Origin of the sequence: Streptomyces sp. SM1 (assembly GCF_002910825.1) — a bacterium.
GTDB lineage: Bacteria > Actinomycetota > Actinomycetes > Streptomycetales > Streptomycetaceae > Streptomyces > Streptomyces okerensis.
Genome location: NZ_NEUB01000119.1, coordinates 15,477 through 33,313 on the forward strand (window position 1 = coordinate 15,477; position 17,837 = coordinate 33,313).

Below are 17,837 nucleotides of genomic sequence, written 5' to 3' on the forward strand. Positions count from 1 at the left end.
GAGGCGATGTCCATGTTCGTCCGAAGAAACGTCACAGCCGCCGCTCCGGCCGCGCTGGTGGCACTCGTGCTGCTCACCGCCGGATGCGCCGGAGGAAGGCCCGACCCCGCCGCCGCGAAGCCGGGTTCAGCGACGTCCGCCCCTGAGCACGGCTACGTCGAGGGAGCGCGGGAGACAGCCGAGCAGCAGTCCCGGCTCCTGCTCAACGACCCCGCGACCGGAGACACCCGGGTACTCGACCTGATCACCGGAAAGGCGCACGAGGTGCCGCCGGCGAAGGGCACCGCGGAACTCACCACGGACGGCAGATTCGGCTACTTCCACACCGCGGCCGGCACCCGTGTCCTCGACGCCGGTGCCTGGACGGTCGACCACGGCGACCACGTGCACTACTACCGAGCGGCGATACGCGACGTCGGCCGCATACCCGCCGGCACCGGCGCCCGCGTCCGCAGCGACGCCGTCATGACCGCTGTGACCGGAGCGGACGGACGTGCCGTCACCTACCGCCGGACGGAACTGGAGAAGGGCCGCGTCGGCGCCTCCCGCACCCTGCCCGGAACCCGGGCGGGAGCGGTGGTCCCGTACGCCGGGCACCTGCTGGGCCTCACCGGCGACGGGCAGGGCGCGGCTGCCCGGCTCGCGGTACACGACCGTGCGGGCGGGCGCTCCACCGCCCCGCACGCCACCTGCGAGGACCCGATGGGCGACGCCGTCACCCGGCGCGGCGTCGTCTTCGGCTGCGCCGACGGCGCCCTGCTGGTCGGCGACGACGACGGACGTCTCACCGCCGAGCGGATCCCCTACGACGGTGACGTGCCCGCGGAGGAACGGGCGAGGTCCTTCCGCCACCGCGCGGGAAGCGACACCCTCACCGCGCCGGCCGGGGACCGGGCCGTATGGGTGCTGGACGTCGCGGAGCGGACCTGGACCCGGGTGGAGACCGGTCCCGTCGTCGCGGCCAACACCGCCGGCGAGGGCTCCGCACTGCTCGTCCTGGAGACCGACGGGGCGCTGCACGGCTACGACGTCGCCACCGGCAGGCGGATCGCCCGGACCGAGCCGCTCCTGGCCGGAGAACAGCGGCCGGCCACCGGCGGAAGAGGCCCCGTGATCGAGGTCGACCGCAGCCGGGCCTACGTCAACGACCCCGAGGGCAGACGCGTGTACGAGATCGACTACAACGACGGCCTGCGCGTCGTCCGCACCTTCGCCCTGGACGTGAAGCCGGAACTGATGGCGGAGACCGGACGATGACGACACCGAAGCGAACCGTGCTGCGGCTGCGCCGCCTGCTGTGGGCGCTGATCGCCCTCGCCTGCACCGGCACGGCCACCGCCTGCGCCGGCGGTGACGACCGCCCCCGTGTCGTGGTGACGACCAACATCCTCGGCGACGTCACCCGCGAGATCGTCGGTGACGAGGCCGGCGTCACCGTCCTGATGAAGCCCGACGCCGACCCGCACTCCTTCGGCCTGTCGGCCCGGCAGGCCGCCGAGCTCGAGAACGCCGACCTGGTGGTCTTCAACGGGCTGGGCCTGGAGGAGAACGTGCTGCGACACGTGGAGGCCGCCGACGACGCCGGCGTCGCCACCGTCGAGGTCGGCAGGGCGGTCGACCCCCTCACCTACCGCGCACCGGCCGACGGAGGACCCGATGAGGCCGCCGGGCAGCCGGACCCGCACTTCTGGACCGACCCCGACCGCGTGCGCCTGGCCGCCGCCCTGATCGCCGACGAGGTGGTCGAGAACGTGGACGGCGTCGACGAGCGGACGGTCCGCAGCAACGCCGCACGCTACGACCGGCAACTCGTACGTCTCACCGCCTGGATGGAGAAGTCCTTCGACCGCATCCCCGAGGACGGGCGTGCCCTGGTCACCAACCACCACGTCTTCGGCTACCTCGCCGACCGCTTCGGCTTCCGGGTGATCGGCGCGGTCGTCCCCAGCGGCACCACCCTGGCGTCCCCCAGCTCCTCCGACCTGCGCTCGCTCACCCGGGCCATGCGCGAGGCCGGGGTGAGCACGGTGTTCGCCGACTCCTCCCGGCCCACGCGGCTGGCCGACGTCCTGCGCGACGAACTGGGAGGCCGGGTCGAGATCGTCGAGCTGTACTCGGAATCGCTCACCGCACGGGGCGGGGGCGCCGACACCTATCTGCGGATGATGCGCGCCAACACCCTCGCCGTGACCGACGGCCTCACCGCCCACTGACGCCCGCGCCACCGCGCCGGCACCGGCACTCACGGCCACCCCGGCCCACCACCCCGACCCACCACACCCACGCCGCACACACGCGGCCCGAAAGGAACACACACCGTGAGAAAGCAGATACGCACCACCAGAGCCGTCACGGCTACGGCCCTCGCCCTGGCCGTGTCCGCCGTCCTGACCGCCTGCGGGGGAGAGGGAGGCGCCGCGTCCGACGCGAAGACGAAGACGACGCCGAGCGCCGCACCCGCCACCCAGGTGAAGAACCCGCTGGTCGCCACCTTCGACGGCGGCCTGTACATCCTGGACGGCGAAAGCCTCGAGATCGCCGAGACCATCGCACTGCCCGGATTCAACCGCGTCAATCCCGCCGGCGACGACACCCACGTCATCGTCTCCACCGACAGCGGCTTCCGAGTCCTCGACGCCGCCGGACAGTCCCTCACCGGCATCACCTATCCGGGGGCCAAGCCCGGCCACGTCGTCCGCCACGCCGGGAAGACCGTGCTCTTCACCGACGGCACCGGTGAGGTCAACGTGTTCGACCCCGCCGACCTGAAGGGCGGAACGAAACCCGAAGGCCGCACCTACACCTCCGCCGAGGCACACCACGGCGTGGCGATCGAGCTCAGCAACGGCGAACTGCTCAGCACCCTCGGCACCGAGGAGAAGCGCACCGGCGCACTCGTACTGGACACGTACGGCAAGGAGATCACGCGCAACGAGAACTGCCCCGGAGTGCACGGAGAAGCCGCCGCCGAGGGCGAGACGGTCGCCGTCGGCTGCGAGGACGGTGTCCTGCTCTACAAGGACGGCGAGTTCACCAAGGTCGACGCCCCCGACGCCTACGGCCGCATCGGCAACCAGGCCGGCAGCGACGCCTCCCCGGTGCTGCTCGGCGACTACAAGACCGACCCCGACGCCGAACTCGAGCGCCCGACCCGCATCTCCCTCATCGACACCGCGACGGCGAAGCTGCGCCTGGTCGATCTGGGCACCAGCTACTCCTTCCGCTCACTCGGGCGAGGCCCCCACGGCGAGGCACTCGTCCTCGGCACCGACGGCACCCTCCATGTCATCGACCCCGGGACGGGCAAGGTCGAGAAGGAGATCCCCGTCGTCGGCGAATGGCGGGAACCCCTCGACTGGCAGCAGCCCCGGCCCACCCTGTTCGTCCGCGACCACACCGCGTACGTGTCCGAGCCGGGCAAGCGGAAGCTGCACGCCGTCGACATCGAGTCCGGAGAGAAGCTCACGTCGGTGACCCTGCCGAAGAGCACCAACGAACTCTCCGGCGTGGTGCCCGGCCACTGACAGCCGCCCCGCTCGGCGGAAGCTCCCGCGCACCCGGCCCGCCGTCCTCTTCCGGCGCGGCCGGGTGCCGCCCGCCACGCCGGAAGGGACCGGCGGGCGTCAGCGCGGGGTCACCCAGCCGGGCGTCCAGGTGTCGCCCGTGTCCGCGGCGGTGGCCCGTACGGCGGTGAGATGGGCGCGCAGGGTGACCAGTGCGGGGTGGGGGTTGTCGCGGTGCCAGAGCAGCGAGTGCGGGTAGACGGGGGTCGGACCGATGACCGGGATACGGCGCAGGTCGTGGCCGGCGGGCCAGACGAGGCGGGTCTGCTCGCTCATGAGCGTGGCCAGGGCGGGGGTGTCGGCGACGGTGTCGAGCAGTGCGTCGGAGCCGAAGTTCGGTCCGGTCGCCTCGATGGTGAGGCCGAACTCGGCGCCGAGGTCGTCGTAGTAGGCGGCCCACTCGGTTCCCGGCACGATGCCCGGCATCCAGATCCGGTGCCCGGCGAGCTGGGCGACGGTCACCGACCGGGCGACCGCCAGCGCGTGGGTGGGGCCGGTGAGGAGCTGGAGCGGCTCGTCGAGCACCCGGACCGACTCGATGTCCTCGGGGAGGGGCCGGCCGGGCATGGCCACGGCGCGGAAGGACGCGTCGATCGTTCCGGACCGGAGGGCGGCGACGGCCGTGCCGACGTCGAACAGCATCACCACGTCGAGATCGATCTCGGGGTGCGCGCGGTGGAAGGCGCGCATCAGGCCCGACGGCGCGATGCGCGAGGCGATCACGTCGACGCGCAGCGGACGCCGGCCGGGGCGCACGGACGCTTCCGCGCGCTCGGCGACACGCAGCAGCTCACGCGCGTGCGGCAGGAACGCCTGCCCGTCGATGGTGAGCCGGGCGCCGCGGGCGGTCCGGGTGAACAGCCGCGTGCCGAGGCCGCGCTCCAGGGCGGCGATGCGCTTGGAAACGGCCTGCTGACTGACCGCGAGCTCGGCGGCGGCGGCCTGGAACCGTCCCGCGTCGGCGGCCGTGACGAAGGTCCGAACGGTGTCGAGGTCCACCCCGCCACCCTACGGACACAACCATCCGTTGTGGTCTACGGGTCTCAGGGTTGTTTGATCCCAGGCCACGACGTTCGCTTTGATGCTCCGGATCGCGGAACGGTTGTGCGGCGAACGATCGACGGGGGCACCGGACATGACGAGCGGACACCGCCTGGGCCGGCGGTTCGGATGGCTGTGGGCGGCGTACGGGACCAGCGCGCTCGGCACATGGCTCGCCTTCGGCGCGTTCCCCCTGATCGCCATCCAGGTGCTGAACGCCGGACCGGCCGAGGTCGCCGCGCTGTCCGGCGTGGGGGCCGCGGTGGGCGCGGCCGTGGCGATGCCGCTCGGCCCGTGGGTGGAGTTCCGCCGGAAGCGGCAGGTACTGGTCGCCACGGACCTGGTGCGCTGTGCCGCCCTGCTGACGGTCCCCGCCGCGTTCGCGTTCGGCGCGCTCACCTTCCTCCAGCTTCTCCTGGTGTCGGTCGCCGTCGCGGCGGCCGACATCACCTTCCGGGCCGCCTCCGGCGCCTACCTGAAGACGCTGCTGCCGGACGAGGACCTGCTCGTGGCCAACGCCCGCCTCGAAGCCACGACCTGGACGATCACCGTTGTCGGACCGCCGCTCGGCGGAGCGGCGATCGGGCTGCTCGGCCCGGTGGCGACCGTGGCTACCGATGCGATCAGCCACCTCCTGTCGGCCGCGGGCATCCGCGCGACGGGCGGGGAGGAACCGCGGCCCGAGCGCCGGGAGGCGGGGCGCGCGCGGGTCGGGGACCTGTTCGACGGCTGGCGGTACATCCTCGCCGACGCGACACTGCGCCCGTTGTTCTACAACACCGCCCTGTTCAACGGCCTGGTGATGGCCACCTCGCCCCTGCTGGCCGTCCTGATGCTGGGCCGGCTCGGCTTCGCGCCATGGCAGTACGGACTCGCCTTCGCCGCGCCCTCGGTCGGAGGGCTGCTCGGATCACGCCTGGCCCGGCCGCTCGCCACCCGGTTCGGGCAGCGGCACGTCCTGGCCGTCGCCGGGTCGGTGCGCGCACTGTGGCCCATCGGCCTGGCGTTCCCGGGACCGGGCGCCGGGGGACTCCTGCTGGTGATCGGCGTCGAGTTCGGGCTCATCTTCACCTGCGCGGTCTTCAACCCCGTCTGCGCCACCTACCGCCTCCAGCGCACGGCCACCGAACGGGTGTCCCGCACGCTGACAGCCTGGGCGGTGACGACCAGATCCACCACCGCGCTCCTGACCGTCCTCTGGGGCGTGCTGGGCAGCCTGCTCGGCCCCCGCACGGCCATCGGACTGGCCGGCCTGCTGTCGCTGTTGACCCCCCTGCTGCTCTGCCCCGCCCCCGCACGGCGGCGCTTCCCTGCGCGCCGGACCCGGCTCACCTTCAAGGACAGCTGATGCCGGTGAGGGCGTCGGGCCGCCGCCCGGAACCGTCTCCCGGAGGCCGGATCGGCCGCTTCCGCGCCGCGCCGGGCATCCTGACCGGCGCGAGGCGCGCCTGGACGGGTGCGGCCTTCCCCCGTCCGGCCCAAGGAGACGGTTCCCGGCGTGCCACCGCCCCGATGCCTGCAGTAACAGTTTCCCTATGACATCGAGAAGCAGCGCTCACGCGGGTACCGGGTGCGGCATGTCCGGCAGCCGGATCCGTACCGCCCTGGTGGTACTGGTGGCCGCGGCCGCACTCGGCACGACCACCGGAGCGGTGGCCTCGCCGTCGGCGGCCCCGAAACCCGACTGGGACGCCATCGCCGCCTGCGAGTCCAGCGGCAACTGGCAGGCCAACACCGGCAACGGCCACTACGGCGGACTGCAGTTCACACAGTCGAGCTGGGCAGCGGCCGGAGGTCTCGAATACGCCCGGCGCGCGGACCTGGCCACCCGCGCGGAACAGATCGCCGTGGCCGAACGGCTGGCCCGCATCCAGGGGATGTCGGCCTGGTCCTGCGCCTGAGCCCACCCCCGTCCGAGCCGGCCCCGGCCGCCGGGGCCGTACGCCGGTCCGGCAGCCGCTCGGGCGCACCGGACCGGAGCGCGAACAGGCCTGCACCGGACGGACCCGGCGTTCTCCGCCTGTAGGCGTTTCCGTCGGCACGGACTTGCCCCTCTCCCCGGGGGAGGGCTCAGGGTGACGGACATGAACAGCAGAGATCTGGACACCCACCGGTTCGTCGAGGAGTACTTCGCCGCGGCACCGGACCCGGACCGGGAGCGCTACTTCGCACTGTTCGGAGACGACGTCGTCGTACGTGACGACGGCCGGAGCCTCCAAGGGCTCGCACAGGTGCGCCGATGGCGCGACGAGGTCCCGTCCGTCCACTACGCCCTCCGTGAGGTCACCGGTACGCCCACCGCCTGCCGGGCCGTCGCGGAGGTCTCCGGAGACTTTCCCGGCAGCCCGGTCACCCTCCGCTTCGCCTTCGAACGCGACACTCAGGGGAAGATCACCATGCTGGACATCGCCCCCTGACAGTGCCCCCGGCCCGGGGCCCGGCCGCACACGACGGCGAGGACACCATGGCGGAACGACTGACGATCGGGGAGTTCTCCCGCATCACACACCTGAGCATCCGCACCCTCCGCCGCTACCACGAGCAGGACCTCCTCGTCCCCGCCGAGGTCGACCCGGCCACGGGCTACCGCTCCTGCTCGCCCGCGCAGGTGCGGCCGGCGCTGACCATCAGACGGTTCCGCGACCTGGACCTTCCGCTCGCGGATCTCCGGCGGTTCCTCGGGGCCGAGCAGAGCGGCGAGGCGGGGCACGACGCGGCGCAGCAGGTCGTCGCGGCCCACCTCCGCCGGCTCGAGGACCGGCTCGGCCGTACCCAGCGAGCCGTCGAGGCACTCCGGGAACTCCTCGTCCCCCGGGCCGGGCGGTCGGTGAGTCTGGAGGTGCTCCAGCCCCAGCGGGTCCTCGCCGTCTCCCTGGACGTCCCGGAGGGAGCCGGCCTGGACTGGTACGACTCCGCGATGCGCGATCTGGACGCGGCGGCCGGACACCGTCCGGTGCTCCCGCCGGGCGGCCGCTACGACCACCGTCTCTTCACCGAAGGCCACGGCCCGGCCACCGTCTACCTCCCCGCCGACGCGCCACTGCCCCCGGGAGCGCCGGCCACCGTGCGCGAACTCCACCTCCCCAGGCGTACCGCCGCCGTCGCCACCCACTGCGGCCGCCACGACGATCTGGACCTCACGTACGGCGCCGTGGGCTCCTTCGCCGCCCGCCACGGTCTGCGCTCGCAGGACGTCGTCGAGGAGGTCTACCTCGTCGGGCCGCGTGACACCGACCAGGCCGACCGCTGGCGCACGCTCGTGGCATGGCTGATCGTTCCGGAGGACGAGGACGAGGACGAGGACGAGAAGGAGAACGACTGACCGGCGGGAGCCCAGGCCAGGCCGGAAACCGGTGCCGGGCGATCGGCACGGCTCCGGGAGACCGCGATCGGCGATCTTTCACATCGGGATTCCCGGGTACCCGAGGCCGTGGACAGGCACAGGGCGCCGGCACGCTTCCCACGACCGGTAGCCCTGCCACGATCGGACCAGGAGGGACCAATGAGCACCGTCAAGGACACCGTCGACGTGGACGTCCCGCTCCGCAGGGCGTACGACCAGTGGACGCAGTTCGAGGACTTCCCGCGCTTCATGGAGGGCGTCGACGAGGTCAGTCAGCTCGACGAGCGGCACAACCACTGGACCACCAGCATCGGTGGCGTGCGGCGCGAGTTCGACACGGAGATCGTCGACCAGCTCGTGGACGACCGGGTCACCTGGCGGACCGTCAGCGGTGACACCCAGCAGCGTGGTTCGGTCCGCTTCGAGCCACTGGACGACACGCGCACCCGGGTGGAACTCACCATGGAGGTCGAACCGACCGGCGTCGCCGAGAAGGGCGCCGACGCCCTCGGTCTGATCGGCCGGCGGGTCAAGGGGGACCTGGGCCGCTTCAAGGAGTACGTCGAGAGCGGCGGCACCACGGGCGGCTGGCGGGGACGCATCCGGCCGGAGAACCCGGGCACCGCTCACTGACGGCTCACCCCGCTCACCAAGCCGTTGCGCACGGCAGTGTGCTGATTCACCACCGGTGACGGCGCTCCGGCAAGGTTGGCACGGGCTCCCTCAGCAGCATCACGCCCGGGGCCCGTGCCGAGCGGCGCGCCGAACCCGGCGACGCGGCACCTGACGCCGCTCACGAAGGATCCGGCAGCTTCAGCCACTCGTCCCACGACAGGTCCCGGCCGATGAAGCGCGGCCGCTCGAAGGGCCAGTCCGTGGCGATCCAGGCCGGTACGAACGCGTCCAGCGCCCGTTCCAGCGCGCCGCCCACCTCCTCGTCCACCACCCACCACGAGATCTCTGCGTCGGCTCCGAGCTTCTCCGGCGGATCGATGTACACGCATCCGCGCAGCGCGGTGCGGTCCTCGTTCTCGATCGTGTAGTTGAACGACTCGTGAGCCTCGATCTCCGCGGCGTGCCGCTCCAGATCGGCGAGGTTCGCCTCGTACGACATCGTGGCCGACGGCCAGCCCCAGGCGAGTCCGAAGACCGACCAGAGCCGCTCCCGTGAACCCATCACCGTCGGATAGTCCAGGGGAGCGTCCGCACCGCTGATGGGGCGCAGCCGGTGGCCCTCACCGCCGGGTATCACGACGTGGAGAGGATGGACGAAATCAGCGGGCAGCCAGGTCATGAGCGCGAGCCAACCACGCCGGGAGAACGCCGCGCAAAACATTATGCCGGCGCTGTCAGCCAGGCCTCCGCTCACCTGGAGCGGCGCGTCCCCTTATCCGCGTCGGGCGCCGCTTCCGTGCCGGACGGTTCCTGGGGCAGGGGAGGCAGGCCCGAGGCGAGGCCCGGCAGCAGGACGGGTTCAAGGCGGATCCGGCCCTGCCCGGCGAGGTAGCGCTCCAGTTCCGGCGGCCGGTACTCGGGATCCCGGTCGAAGCGCTCCTTGGCAGGGACTGCCAGAAACTCGTTGCCGTCGGGTTCACCGTTGCCGTACACGGCTCGGCCGAGCGTCCGGTGGAACGGTTCGGCCAGCCGGTACATACCCGTGCGTGAGACGTGGAGGGCGCCCGAAGCGTCCGGCCGTACACGGAAATCGGTGCTTTCCCGAGCCCGCATCACTGCCGGGCCGCTCGTGCTCAGCGCCTCTTCATCGAACTCCAGCCCGTACCTGCGGGCTTGGCCGACCATCCACAGCAGGGTGATGTCGGACAGTCCCGTCTCCTCGTAGCCGCCTCCCGCGTCGCAGTGGACCCCGGCGAACCACACCTGCTTCAGCTCCTGGCCCCGCGCCGCGGATCCGGGAAGCTGGTGCCAGAGGGCCGGCCGGAACGCCGAGCGCTGCTCGTCGATGGCCAGCACGTGGAACGCCGCCCCGACCCAGCTGCTCAACTCGGTGTCGTGGAAGGCCTATCGGCGGTTGAAGCGGGCCACCGCCGCCTGCGGCCACACCCTGTCCGGGACCGGGATGCCCAGGGCGCCGACCGTGTCCCACACACCGATGAACGCGATCTCCGTCTCCCGGGCGTACGAGCGGCGGAACAACGTCGCGGCCGCGCCGTTCGGTTGCTCGATCCGGTCGCGGTACAGCGCCCAAGCCTCCGGGATCCGGTCCGCGTGCTCCGTGCGCAGGATGCCGCTGTTGCGTACCAGCCCCGCCAGGCTGCGCGCGGTGAACGCGCCCCGGCTGAAACCGAAGAGGAACAACTCGTCGCCGGGTTCGTACGTCTCGACGAGGAACCGGTAGGCGTCCAGGACATTGCGGGACAGTCCCACACCGAAAGCCCCACCGCGCAGACGATCCCGTCGATGGGTACCGACACCACTGTGGTAGTAGACGCGCTGCTCACTCCCGGCAGCGGCCTCCGGGCGGACCGACAGGGCCACCTTGGCGACATTGGTCTTGCTCGGCTGATCAGCGAAGTTCCAAGTGCCGTCGCAGCAGACGATCAGACGCCTGGCCATGATCATCACTCCTGGTGAAAAGCGGGGAGCGGCTCACAGCGCCACTTCCAGCGTGGCACCGCCACGGCGGACCCCGCCACGGCGGACCCCGCCACGGCGGACCCCGCCACGGCGGAGCCCTGCTCGGCCCGGGAGACCTTCACCCCCGACCCACACCGTCCGGGCGGCCCCGGCCGCACGGTGCCGCGGGGGAGCGGGCGACGCGCGGTGCTGCACGGCCGACAGCGGTAACTGCGAACGCCGTCCGGGGTCTCAAGGGCCGCTGGGGCACCAGGTCTCGTTGTCCGTCGTCACCCGGTTCGCCGAGCAGCACGGCTTCGAACTGGCGGGCCGACTGCCCTGGGGCGCGCCGGTCTACCACGGCAATTGGGACGGCCGGCCGATGCGGATAGCCGCGTACACCGAACCCAGCCTGCTCTGGGAACGGACTCATGGGATCGCCCGCAGCTGGAACGTCATGGCCGACGGACGCTGCTACGCCTCCCTGGAGGACAGGGCCAGCGAGATCGTGCCGGAAGGCGCGACGGCATGAGGTTCGACGAGTTCCGGGAATTCCGCCGGCGGCAGCTCAGTGCCGGTTCGCCGCTTCCGGACGCCGCCGAGACCAACGTGTACAGGGCGCTCGCTCCGATGCGACCGGAGCCGCCGACCGGCATGAATACGGTGCACCGGTGCGATCTCGCCCGTGCCTGGCTGCGGCGTTCCGAGCTGCCGGAGGAGTGGTCCGGCCGTGCCATGGTCTGCCGCGGGGTCGGTCACGGGCTCGGCGTGGCGTTCCACCGGCTGCGCGCCGGCCGAGCGCGGTTGTGGCTGCCCGGCGACGTGTACCCGGCCTATTTCGAGCTGGCGCACGCCGCGGGCCCGGTGCCCGCGTCCTACCCCACGCTGCCGGCGCCGGTCCTGCCGAGGTCACCGGCGGACGACCGCCCTGAGTACCTGCTGATCGCCAACCCCAGCAAGCCGCTCGGCCGGTACCTGTCGGGTGCCGAGTGCGACGCGGTGATCGCGTGGCTGCGGAGATCACCACACCGCCGCCTGCTGATCGACAGCGTCTACGACCCGGGAGCCCCGTTCGCCGCCGGCACACGGCGATTGCTGGACACCGGCCGTGCGGTCCTGCTGCACTCGGTCACCAAGGGATGGCTGTGGCCACGCACGTTCGGCGTGGTCCTGCTGGGTCCGGAGCAGGCCGAATGGGCCGAGGCGTTCCGGGCGGATCCGCCGACGCAGACGCAGTTGAGAGTCGCCGACCGTCTGCTGACCGAGCACGGCGACATGCCCCGGCAGGTCGCCCGCGAGTTGGCCGCACGCGCCGAGAGGCTGTTCGGACGGTTGCCGGACGAGGTGCTCCGCGAGATCCCCACGGAGAGCCGTACCTGTCCCGGCAACTACTTCTTCCCGGTCGGGATACCGGCGGAGACACTCCGGCGTGAGTGCGGCGTGCTCGCCATGCCGGTCAGCGTGTTCGGGGAGAGCAGGTGGCCCGGCTCCATCCTGACCAGCCTCGCCGACGCCTTCGGCTCGACTCCGGCGGTGGCCCGATGAAGCCACTGGAGGACCTGGCCGTATACGACGACGCGGACTTCTACGATCAGGAATTCGCCGCGCGCACCCACGACATCCCGTTCTTCCTCGGCCAAGCCGTCCGGGCGGACGGTCCGGTGTTGGAGGTGGCCTGCGGAACCGGGCGCATCACCCTGCCGATCGCGCGGGCGGGTGTCGAGATCACAGGGCTTGACATCATGCCCTCGATGCTCGCGCGAGCCCGTCAGCGGGCCGAGGACGAGCGGCTGCCGGTCGAGTGGCTGGAACAGGACTGCAGAGACATCCGCTCGGACAGGCGCTTCGCCCTGGTGTTCTCGGCGACGCGATGCAGCACCTGCACGACCTGGACTCCGTGGTCGCGTTCCTCGCCTCGGCTCGAAGCGTGCTGAAACCGGGCGGGACCCTGATCCTGGACGTGTTCAACCCCGACATGGCCAAGCTGTGCCGGCTCCCCGAAACGCCCTACCACCACAAGTCGGTCGTGGACCGGAACGGGGCGAGGCTCGACGTCCGAGCCACGACCGGCTACGACGCCGCCGCCCAGGTGCTGCGCTTCACGCTGGACTACCTGCGCGACGGCGTATGCGTACGCACCAAGAAGGTCAGCATGCGCTGCTTCTTCCCGGAGGAACTGCCGGCACTCTGCCGACTGGCCGGTCTCGACGTCGCGCAGCGCTACGGCGACTACGATCGATCCCCGTTCGCGAGCACGTCGCCGAAGCAGCTCCTCCTCTGCCATCCGAGCTGAGCCGGTGACGGCGGGCCCGCCCTCACCGGCGCACACGCCGTCACCGGAGCCGACGGCAGCCGTCCCTCACCCGCCGTCCACCGGCGCGGATCCGACGGTCAGGCGACCCGCCGCTCCTCCTGCGCGGGCTCCTCCTCGTCCGGCAGGTGGACGTCGTCCACGGCTATGTCCACCTCGACGACCTCCAGTCCGGTCATCCGTTCCACGGCTCCGATGACGTTGGCCCGCACATCCCCCGCCGTGTCGGTGATCGAGGCGCCGTATTCCACCACGACCTGCAGTTCGACAGCCGCCTGGCGCTCCCCGACCTCCACGCTGACTCCCTGTGTGACACTGCCGCTCTGGCCGGGCATGCGCTCACGCATCGCCCCGAACGCGCGGGCCGTCCCGCCGCCGAGGTTGTGGATCTCGGGAATCTCCCGGGCGGCCATGCCGGCGATCTTCGCCACGACGGCGTCGGCCACGGTGGTGTTCCCACGCCTGCCCGGAGGGGTGTCGGGGCCCCTGCTTCCCTGGAGTGTCGTCTCCTTGTCGCCGTGAGACTTCGCCTTCGCGTACGGGCGGTTCGAGGTCTCGGTCATGTCGGTCACCTCGCGATCATCGGTGCGTCTTCACTGCGTGGTGTTCCCACTCCACCTTAGTTCCCGATGACATAAGGGACTAATAGTGATGTAGGGGATGTGTGGGGGGCGGGTTTCCTGAACCTCGGAGTCGGAAGGGCCCCGGCGGGTCGCGTGTGAGCAGAGCGCCTCACGCATGTCGGCGGAGGCGGTGGACACGAAATCCGCCGGAGGGGGTGTGCCGCCTGCCTGATCACTCACGGTGATCGAGCGGAACACGTTTCGGGTGCACGGGGCTCCTCGGCCTGCCCCGATCAGCATGCACGCTCGTGCCCGACGGCGACGAGGGGACGGGAAGCCCGGCCTCCCACGAAGCCGTGGTCGGGAAGGGCAGGGACTGCGAGCTCGCCATGGCCTTCGCCGGAGCGGCCGACGGCCCCGGCACGAGCAACCACAATCCCGCGGCGCGGGTCCTTCCGCATGGAGCCGGCTTGTCGCGCCTCATGGGCGCATGGCTCCTCGTGCACCGACGGTTCCGGGGACAAGGAGAGAACGAGGCTATGGCGAGATGCAGGAAATGTGGTGCGGGGAAGCGCCGTTGGCCCCGTTCCTGCTCCCGGTGCCGTTAGGGAGAGGGCCGGGGCGAGGCGGCCACGGACGTCGCCGAACTGGTCGTGGAGACAGGGCTGCTCGGGTGGATCGGGCGGGCGGGGCACGGTACAACTGCGGCGGCTGCTGAGCCCGTCGGAATCCCGGCCCGAGGCTCCTCCGCCGGGCGGCACCCGGACCTCCCTCGCTCTGATGCACGTGGCGGTCGCGGCGGTACTGATTCCGGGGCTGGGCGCCCGCGAGGCGGGAGCCGCATACGACGTCAGATGACAGCCGACGCAAGTGCCCTTGCGGCGGTGCGGGATGGAGGCGGTCGCGGTGGCCGACATCCTGGGCACGGCGCCGCGGACGTTCCGCCAGTGGGCCGCCGGCCACGCCAGCGCGTTCAAGCCAGGTTCGTGACCTCGTCGACCGCGCCCTGCGGTGGCCCTCGCGTCCGGGCCGTGCGGCGCCGTTCGGGGCACCCGGGCTGGCCCTTCAGGTGATCGCCGGACACCGCACGAGCCGGCCGGCCGCCGCAGGGGTACGACGTCTCGGCAGAGGACGAACCCGGAACGCCGTGAGGAGCATGAGGATGTACGCAGCAGTACGCCGGTACGAAGGCGTGACCGATCCGGCCGAGGCGGCCCGTCTCGTGAACGAGGGATTCGTGCCGCTGATGCGCGAAGTCACCGGCTTCGTGGCCTACTACTGGATCGATGCCGGGGACGGTGTGATGGTCTCGACCAGCGTGTTCCAGGATCGGGCGGGCGCCGATGAATCGATCGCGCGGGCTGCCGACTTCGTGCGCGACAACCTCGCGTCACTGCTTCCCCACCCTCCGAAGGTCATGGCCGGCGAAGTGGTGGCTTCCGGGTGACGGTGTCCGGGCGGCCGTGGCTGAGCCCGGTCGGTCGTCCTGAGCGTGAACCGGTGCCCTCGGTGTGCCCGCAGGCCGTACACGGCCGTATCCGCGTGTACCGTCCCGCGTCGGTCCGGGCGCCTGATCGGATCGGATCGCGGCGATCGGGTCCGGCCGGGGCGCCCGCTGCCAGGGTTGGAGTCGAAGGGAGGCCTCATGATCTCGGCACTCAACCGGCTCGTCGATCTCGTCGAGCAGCACCTCGCGGAGGAGCTCGACGTCGACGGGTTGGCCAAGGGACTCGGCACCACCGAGTACCACCTGCGACGGATGTTCTCGTCGTTGGCCGGTATGCCGCTGTCGGAGTACGTGCGGCGGCGCCGCATGACCGTGGCCGCCGCCGACGTCGTCCGGGGCGAGCGGGATCTGCTGGACATCGCCGTCCGGCACGGATACGGCTCGGGCGAGGCGTTCGGAAGAGCGTTCCGCGCCGTCCACGGGTCCGGCCCCGGTGACGTGCGCCGTGATGGAGGCCCCCTGCGTACACAACCGCAGCTCAGGTTCCGCCTGACCGTCGAAGGGACTCTCCCCATGGACACCCGCCTCGTCGACCGCCCCGCGTTCCGGCTGGTCGGACACGCCACTCGGGTTCCGCTGATCCACGAGGGCGTCAATCCGCACATCCAGCAGCACATCGCCGCGTTGCCGCAGGACGAGCACCGGCGGCTGAAGGCCCTCAGCGACACCGAACCGAAGGGCTTGCTGCAGGTCAGTGACGATCTCGATCCCGACGCCACGGAAGGCAGCGAACTGACCTACCTGCACGGAGTCGCCGTCAGCCGGGAGACACCGGCCCCCGACGGGCTAGACGCCATCCACGTCCCGGCCGGGATGTGGGCGGTCTTCCGTACCAGCGGACCGCATCCGCAGGCCCTGCAGGCCACCTGGGCGGCGACCGCGACCGAGTGGTTCCCCTCCAACCCGTGGCGACTGCGGCCGGGGCCCTCGGTCGTCGCCGTCCTGGAGCGGGCCGACGACTTCAGCACCGCCACCTGCGAACTGTGGCTTCCCGTCGAACCCGCGTGACGCGCCGGCGGTCGCCGAAGGCCGCTGAACGCCTGGGCTGAACGAGCCTCCATCCCGAACAGGCCGGAGGCGGACGGCACCTGGCAACGCCCGGCCCACCGGGCGGACTCGGACACCCACTCCCATCGCCTCGGCGGCGCCGGCTGCTCCAGTCGGCGCCGCCGTGTGAGGGGCGGCCGGGGAACGGTCGGTGCCGGCCGCCCCAAGGGGCGGGAGGCATCCCTCATCGCCAGGGCGCGCACTCGCGCGCCCTGGCGGACGACCGTGTACGGGCCGCCGACAGGAGGGGAACGGATCCGTGAGTGGTACCCCAACGTGCGCCGCGCCTTGCGCACCGGGTCGGCGGCTGCAAGCACGTGCGTGTGGCGGCCCGTTGCCTCCCGATCCCGGCGGACGGACCGCCGCGTTCGTGCCCCCGGGCCGGTCACACGGACGTAGCGGACGCCACGTGCCCGCTTCCCCAACCGCGGCCGGCTCTGCTCGCGGTGCTGCGTCTTCTTCCCTATGGGCCCCGGGCCGGCGGCGGCAGTCTGCTGCGAAACACCGCTTGGAGGCTCACAGTGACAGCAGGACCGGCCCACGAAAAGGCTCCGAACGACGTCGGCTCCGACACGGCATCCTTCGCGCAGCGCCGCCTGTGGTTCCTGGACCAGTTGGCCGGTACGTCCACCGGATCCATGCTTCCGCTGGTCCTGCGACTGCGGGGCGCGCTGGACGAGGACCGGCTCGAGCGGTCGCTGTCCGCGATCGCGGCGCGGCACGAGGTGCTGCGCACCCGGTTCCTTGCCGTCGGAGGTGAGCCGGTGCCGGTGGTCGACCCGTTCCCGGGCGTCGAACTGGAACGGGTCGCGGCGGACGGGCCGGAGGAACTGTTCGCGCGGCGCCTGGGGCGTCCCGTCGACCTGTCCACCCAGCACCCGCTGCGGGCCGTACTCGCCCGCGTCGCGCCGGACGAGCACCTGCTGCTCGTCGAGGTGCACCACATCGCCGTGGACGGCTGGTCGTGGGGCATCCTGCTGGACGAACTCGCCGCCGGATACCGGGGTGAGCAGGTGGCCCCGCCCACCCTGCGCCACGCCGACCTCGCCCGCGCCCAGTCCGAGCGGCTGAGCGGCGAACGGCTGGAGCGCCTCCTGGGCCACTGGCGCGAGCGGCTGCGCGGTCTCACCCCGCTCGACCTGCCCACCGACCGGCCGCGCCCGCGGATCTGGGACGGCTCGGGCGACGTGGTCCGCTTCGACCTGCCGGCCGACCTGGTCACCGCGGTCGACGCCCTGGCCCGCTCCCGGCGCGTCACCCGGTACACCCTCCTGCTCACCGCCTACCAGGCGCTCCTCGGGCACCGGGCGGGCGACCGCGACGACGTCGCCGTGTGCAGCACGCTCGCGGACCGGTCCCGGCGCGGCACCGACACCCTCATCGGCCCCCTCGTCAACACCGTCGTGCTCCGCGCCGACCTGGCGGGCCGGCCCGGCTTCGGCACCCTCCTGGACCGGGCGCAGAGCCGCGTGCCGGTGGACCTCGCTCACGCCGAGGCCCCCTTCGACCTGGTCGTCGCCGCCCTCGGCGGTACCCGGGACCTGTCCCGCCACCCGCTGGCCCAGGCCTCGTTCACCCTGCTCAACGCGCCGATCCGGCCGGTACGGATGCCCGGTCTGGAGGTGACGCTGGTCGAGCCGCCGCTCACCGAGACCCCGATGGACGTATTCCTCGACCTGACCCTGCGCACCGACGGCAGCGTCGCCGCGATCCTCCAGTACGCCACGGCGCTGTTCGACACCGCCACCATGCGTGCCTTCGCCCGCTCCTACACGACCCTGCTCAGGGCCGTCCTCGCCGACCCCGACACGCCCGTGCAGGACCTGCTGCGAGCCCTGTCCGACGGCCCCGCCCGACGCGGCAGGCCCCGGCCCGACTGGCACCGGGC

17 protein-coding genes and 2 pseudogenes are annotated in these 17,837 nt (G+C 72.0%); 15 read left to right on the forward strand and 4 right to left on the reverse strand.

What is annotated here, in order from left to right; translation table 11 throughout:
- Positions 1 to 6 precede the first annotated feature (6 nt).
- The 3 genes from B9S61_RS02625 to aztD all read left to right on the forward strand — a co-directional run bounded on the left by B9S61_RS02625 (position 7) and on the right by aztD (position 3,524).
- Positions 7 to 1,257: a hypothetical protein gene (locus B9S61_RS02625; protein WP_374936172.1), complete on the forward strand. Its 1,251-nt coding sequence runs from the start codon at positions 7 to 9 to the stop codon at positions 1,255 to 1,257.
- The gene (aztC, locus tag B9S61_RS02630) at positions 1,254 to 2,213 is read left to right on the forward strand and encodes a zinc ABC transporter substrate-binding protein AztC (protein WP_103540731.1); all 960 of its coding nucleotides are present in this window, start codon (positions 1,254 to 1,256) and stop codon (positions 2,211 to 2,213) included. The genes B9S61_RS02625 and aztC overlap by 4 nt, the downstream gene beginning before the upstream one ends.
- A gap of 105 nt (positions 2,214 to 2,318) precedes the next feature.
- On the forward strand, positions 2,319 to 3,524 hold the full coding sequence (gene aztD, locus B9S61_RS02635; RefSeq protein ID WP_103540732.1) for a zinc metallochaperone AztD: 1,206 nt from the start codon (positions 2,319 to 2,321) through the stop codon (positions 3,522 to 3,524).
- Between the two features lie 99 nt (positions 3,525 to 3,623).
- Here aztD and B9S61_RS02640 read toward each other — a convergent pair whose 3' ends face one another.
- Positions 3,624 to 4,562 (reverse strand): LysR family transcriptional regulator, encoded by a 939-nt coding sequence (locus tag B9S61_RS02640; protein ID WP_103540733.1) that lies wholly within the window; start codon positions 4,560 to 4,562, stop codon positions 3,624 to 3,626.
- A gap of 136 nt (positions 4,563 to 4,698) precedes the next feature.
- Between B9S61_RS02640 and B9S61_RS02645 the strand changes: the two genes are divergently transcribed.
- The 5 genes from B9S61_RS02645 (at position 4,699) to B9S61_RS02665 (ending at position 8,580) form a co-directional block, all read left to right on the forward strand.
- Positions 4,699 to 5,952 carry an MFS transporter gene (locus tag B9S61_RS02645; RefSeq protein WP_103540734.1) on the forward strand — a complete coding sequence of 418 codons (1,254 nt, stop codon included), beginning with the start codon at positions 4,699 to 4,701 and terminating at the stop codon, positions 5,950 to 5,952.
- A gap of 229 nt (positions 5,953 to 6,181) precedes the next feature.
- The gene (locus B9S61_RS02650) at positions 6,182 to 6,505 is read left to right on the forward strand and encodes a transglycosylase family protein (RefSeq protein ID WP_308457747.1); all 324 of its coding nucleotides are present in this window, start codon (positions 6,182 to 6,184) and stop codon (positions 6,503 to 6,505) included.
- Positions 6,506 to 6,688: 183 nt separating this feature from the next.
- On the forward strand, positions 6,689 to 7,021 hold the full coding sequence (locus tag B9S61_RS02655; RefSeq protein ID WP_103540747.1) for a nuclear transport factor 2 family protein: 333 nt from the start codon (positions 6,689 to 6,691) through the stop codon (positions 7,019 to 7,021).
- 47 nt (positions 7,022 to 7,068) lie between these two features.
- On the forward strand, positions 7,069 to 7,926 hold the full coding sequence (locus B9S61_RS43230) for a MerR family transcriptional regulator (RefSeq protein ID WP_103540746.1): 858 nt from the start codon (positions 7,069 to 7,071) through the stop codon (positions 7,924 to 7,926).
- 180 nt (positions 7,927 to 8,106) lie between these two features.
- The gene (locus tag B9S61_RS02665) at positions 8,107 to 8,580 is read left to right on the forward strand and encodes an SRPBCC family protein (protein WP_103540736.1); all 474 of its coding nucleotides are present in this window, start codon (positions 8,107 to 8,109) and stop codon (positions 8,578 to 8,580) included.
- 160 nt (positions 8,581 to 8,740) lie between these two features.
- Here B9S61_RS02665 and B9S61_RS02670 read toward each other — a convergent pair whose 3' ends face one another.
- Both B9S61_RS02670 and B9S61_RS02675 read right to left on the reverse strand, forming a co-directional pair.
- Positions 8,741 to 9,241, reverse strand: a complete 501-nt coding sequence (locus tag B9S61_RS02670; RefSeq protein ID WP_103540737.1) for a GNAT family N-acetyltransferase — start codon at positions 9,239 to 9,241, stop codon at positions 8,741 to 8,743.
- 71 nt (positions 9,242 to 9,312) lie between these two features.
- Positions 9,313 to 10,527 (reverse strand): annotated as a pseudogene (locus tag B9S61_RS02675) (DUF2235 domain-containing protein).
- A 262-nt stretch (positions 10,528 to 10,789) separates the two neighbouring features.
- Between B9S61_RS02675 and B9S61_RS02680 the strand changes: the two are divergent.
- From B9S61_RS02680 to B9S61_RS02695, 4 genes and pseudogenes are all read left to right on the forward strand, one after another.
- A pseudogene (locus B9S61_RS02680) lies at positions 10,790 to 11,053 on the forward strand (radical SAM protein); the annotation flags it as partial.
- Positions 11,050 to 12,066, forward strand: coding sequence for an aminotransferase class I/II-fold pyridoxal phosphate-dependent enzyme (locus B9S61_RS02685; RefSeq protein WP_103540738.1), 1,017 nt, complete (start codon positions 11,050 to 11,052; stop codon positions 12,064 to 12,066). The pseudogene B9S61_RS02680 and the gene B9S61_RS02685, both read left to right, overlap by 4 nt.
- Complete coding sequence (locus tag B9S61_RS02690) at positions 12,063 to 12,455, forward strand: class I SAM-dependent methyltransferase (RefSeq protein WP_103540739.1); 393 nt, start codon at positions 12,063 to 12,065, stop codon at positions 12,453 to 12,455. The genes B9S61_RS02685 and B9S61_RS02690 overlap by 4 nt, the downstream gene beginning before the upstream one ends.
- A complete protein-coding gene (locus B9S61_RS02695) occupies positions 12,392 to 12,814 on the forward strand; it encodes a hypothetical protein (protein WP_146064682.1) in 423 nt (140 codons plus the stop codon). The genes B9S61_RS02690 and B9S61_RS02695 overlap by 64 nt, the downstream gene beginning before the upstream one ends.
- Before the next feature lie 98 nt (positions 12,815 to 12,912).
- Here the strand turns inward: B9S61_RS02695 and B9S61_RS02700 are convergent, their stop codons facing one another.
- Positions 12,913 to 13,395, reverse strand: coding sequence for an Asp23/Gls24 family envelope stress response protein (locus tag B9S61_RS02700; RefSeq protein WP_103540748.1), 483 nt, complete (start codon positions 13,393 to 13,395; stop codon positions 12,913 to 12,915).
- A gap of 1,162 nt (positions 13,396 to 14,557) precedes the next feature.
- On the opposite strand from B9S61_RS02700, the gene B9S61_RS02715 reads away from it, so the two are divergent.
- The 3 genes from B9S61_RS02715 to B9S61_RS02725 form a co-directional block, all read left to right on the forward strand.
- Positions 14,558 to 14,842, forward strand: coding sequence for a hypothetical protein (locus B9S61_RS02715; RefSeq protein WP_103540742.1), 285 nt, complete (start codon positions 14,558 to 14,560; stop codon positions 14,840 to 14,842).
- A 198-nt stretch (positions 14,843 to 15,040) separates the two neighbouring features.
- Positions 15,041 to 15,910, forward strand: coding sequence for an AraC family transcriptional regulator (locus B9S61_RS02720; RefSeq protein WP_103540743.1), 870 nt, complete (start codon positions 15,041 to 15,043; stop codon positions 15,908 to 15,910).
- Between the two features lie 560 nt (positions 15,911 to 16,470).
- Positions 16,471 to 17,837, forward strand: a 1,367-nt coding sequence (locus tag B9S61_RS02725) for a condensation domain-containing protein (protein ID WP_258039520.1), incomplete at its 3' end; no start/stop codon positions are given.

What these genes read in the sequence shown, in the direction of transcription:
- B9S61_RS02625 (WP_374936172.1), top strand. Translation starts at nt 7, where the DNA reads ATGTCCATGTTCGTCCGAAGAAACGTCACAGCCGCCGCTCCGGCCGCG.
- aztC (WP_103540731.1), top strand. Translation starts at nt 1,254, where the DNA reads ATGACGACACCGAAGCGAACCGTGCTGCGGCTGCGCCGCCTGCTGTGG.
- B9S61_RS02645 (WP_103540734.1), top strand. Translation starts at nt 4,699, where the DNA reads ATGACGAGCGGACACCGCCTGGGCCGGCGGTTCGGATGGCTGTGGGCG.
- B9S61_RS02650 (WP_308457747.1), top strand. Translation starts at nt 6,182, where the DNA reads ATGTCCGGCAGCCGGATCCGTACCGCCCTGGTGGTACTGGTGGCCGCG.
- B9S61_RS02655 (WP_103540747.1), top strand. Translation starts at nt 6,689, where the DNA reads ATGAACAGCAGAGATCTGGACACCCACCGGTTCGTCGAGGAGTACTTC.
- B9S61_RS43230 (WP_103540746.1), top strand. Translation starts at nt 7,069, where the DNA reads ATGGCGGAACGACTGACGATCGGGGAGTTCTCCCGCATCACACACCTG.
- B9S61_RS02665 (WP_103540736.1), top strand. Translation starts at nt 8,107, where the DNA reads ATGAGCACCGTCAAGGACACCGTCGACGTGGACGTCCCGCTCCGCAGG.
- B9S61_RS02670 (WP_103540737.1), bottom strand. Translation starts at nt 9,241, where the DNA reads ATGACCTGGCTGCCCGCTGATTTCGTCCATCCTCTCCACGTCGTGATA.
- B9S61_RS02685 (WP_103540738.1), top strand. Translation starts at nt 11,050, where the DNA reads ATGAGGTTCGACGAGTTCCGGGAATTCCGCCGGCGGCAGCTCAGTGCC.
- B9S61_RS02690 (WP_103540739.1), top strand. Translation starts at nt 12,063, where the DNA reads ATGAAGCCACTGGAGGACCTGGCCGTATACGACGACGCGGACTTCTAC.
- B9S61_RS02695 (WP_146064682.1), top strand. Translation starts at nt 12,392, where the DNA reads ATGCAGCACCTGCACGACCTGGACTCCGTGGTCGCGTTCCTCGCCTCG.
- B9S61_RS02700 (WP_103540748.1), bottom strand. Translation starts at nt 13,395, where the DNA reads ATGACCGAGACCTCGAACCGCCCGTACGCGAAGGCGAAGTCTCACGGC.
- B9S61_RS02715 (WP_103540742.1), top strand. Translation starts at nt 14,558, where the DNA reads ATGTACGCAGCAGTACGCCGGTACGAAGGCGTGACCGATCCGGCCGAG.
- B9S61_RS02720 (WP_103540743.1), top strand. Translation starts at nt 15,041, where the DNA reads ATGATCTCGGCACTCAACCGGCTCGTCGATCTCGTCGAGCAGCACCTC.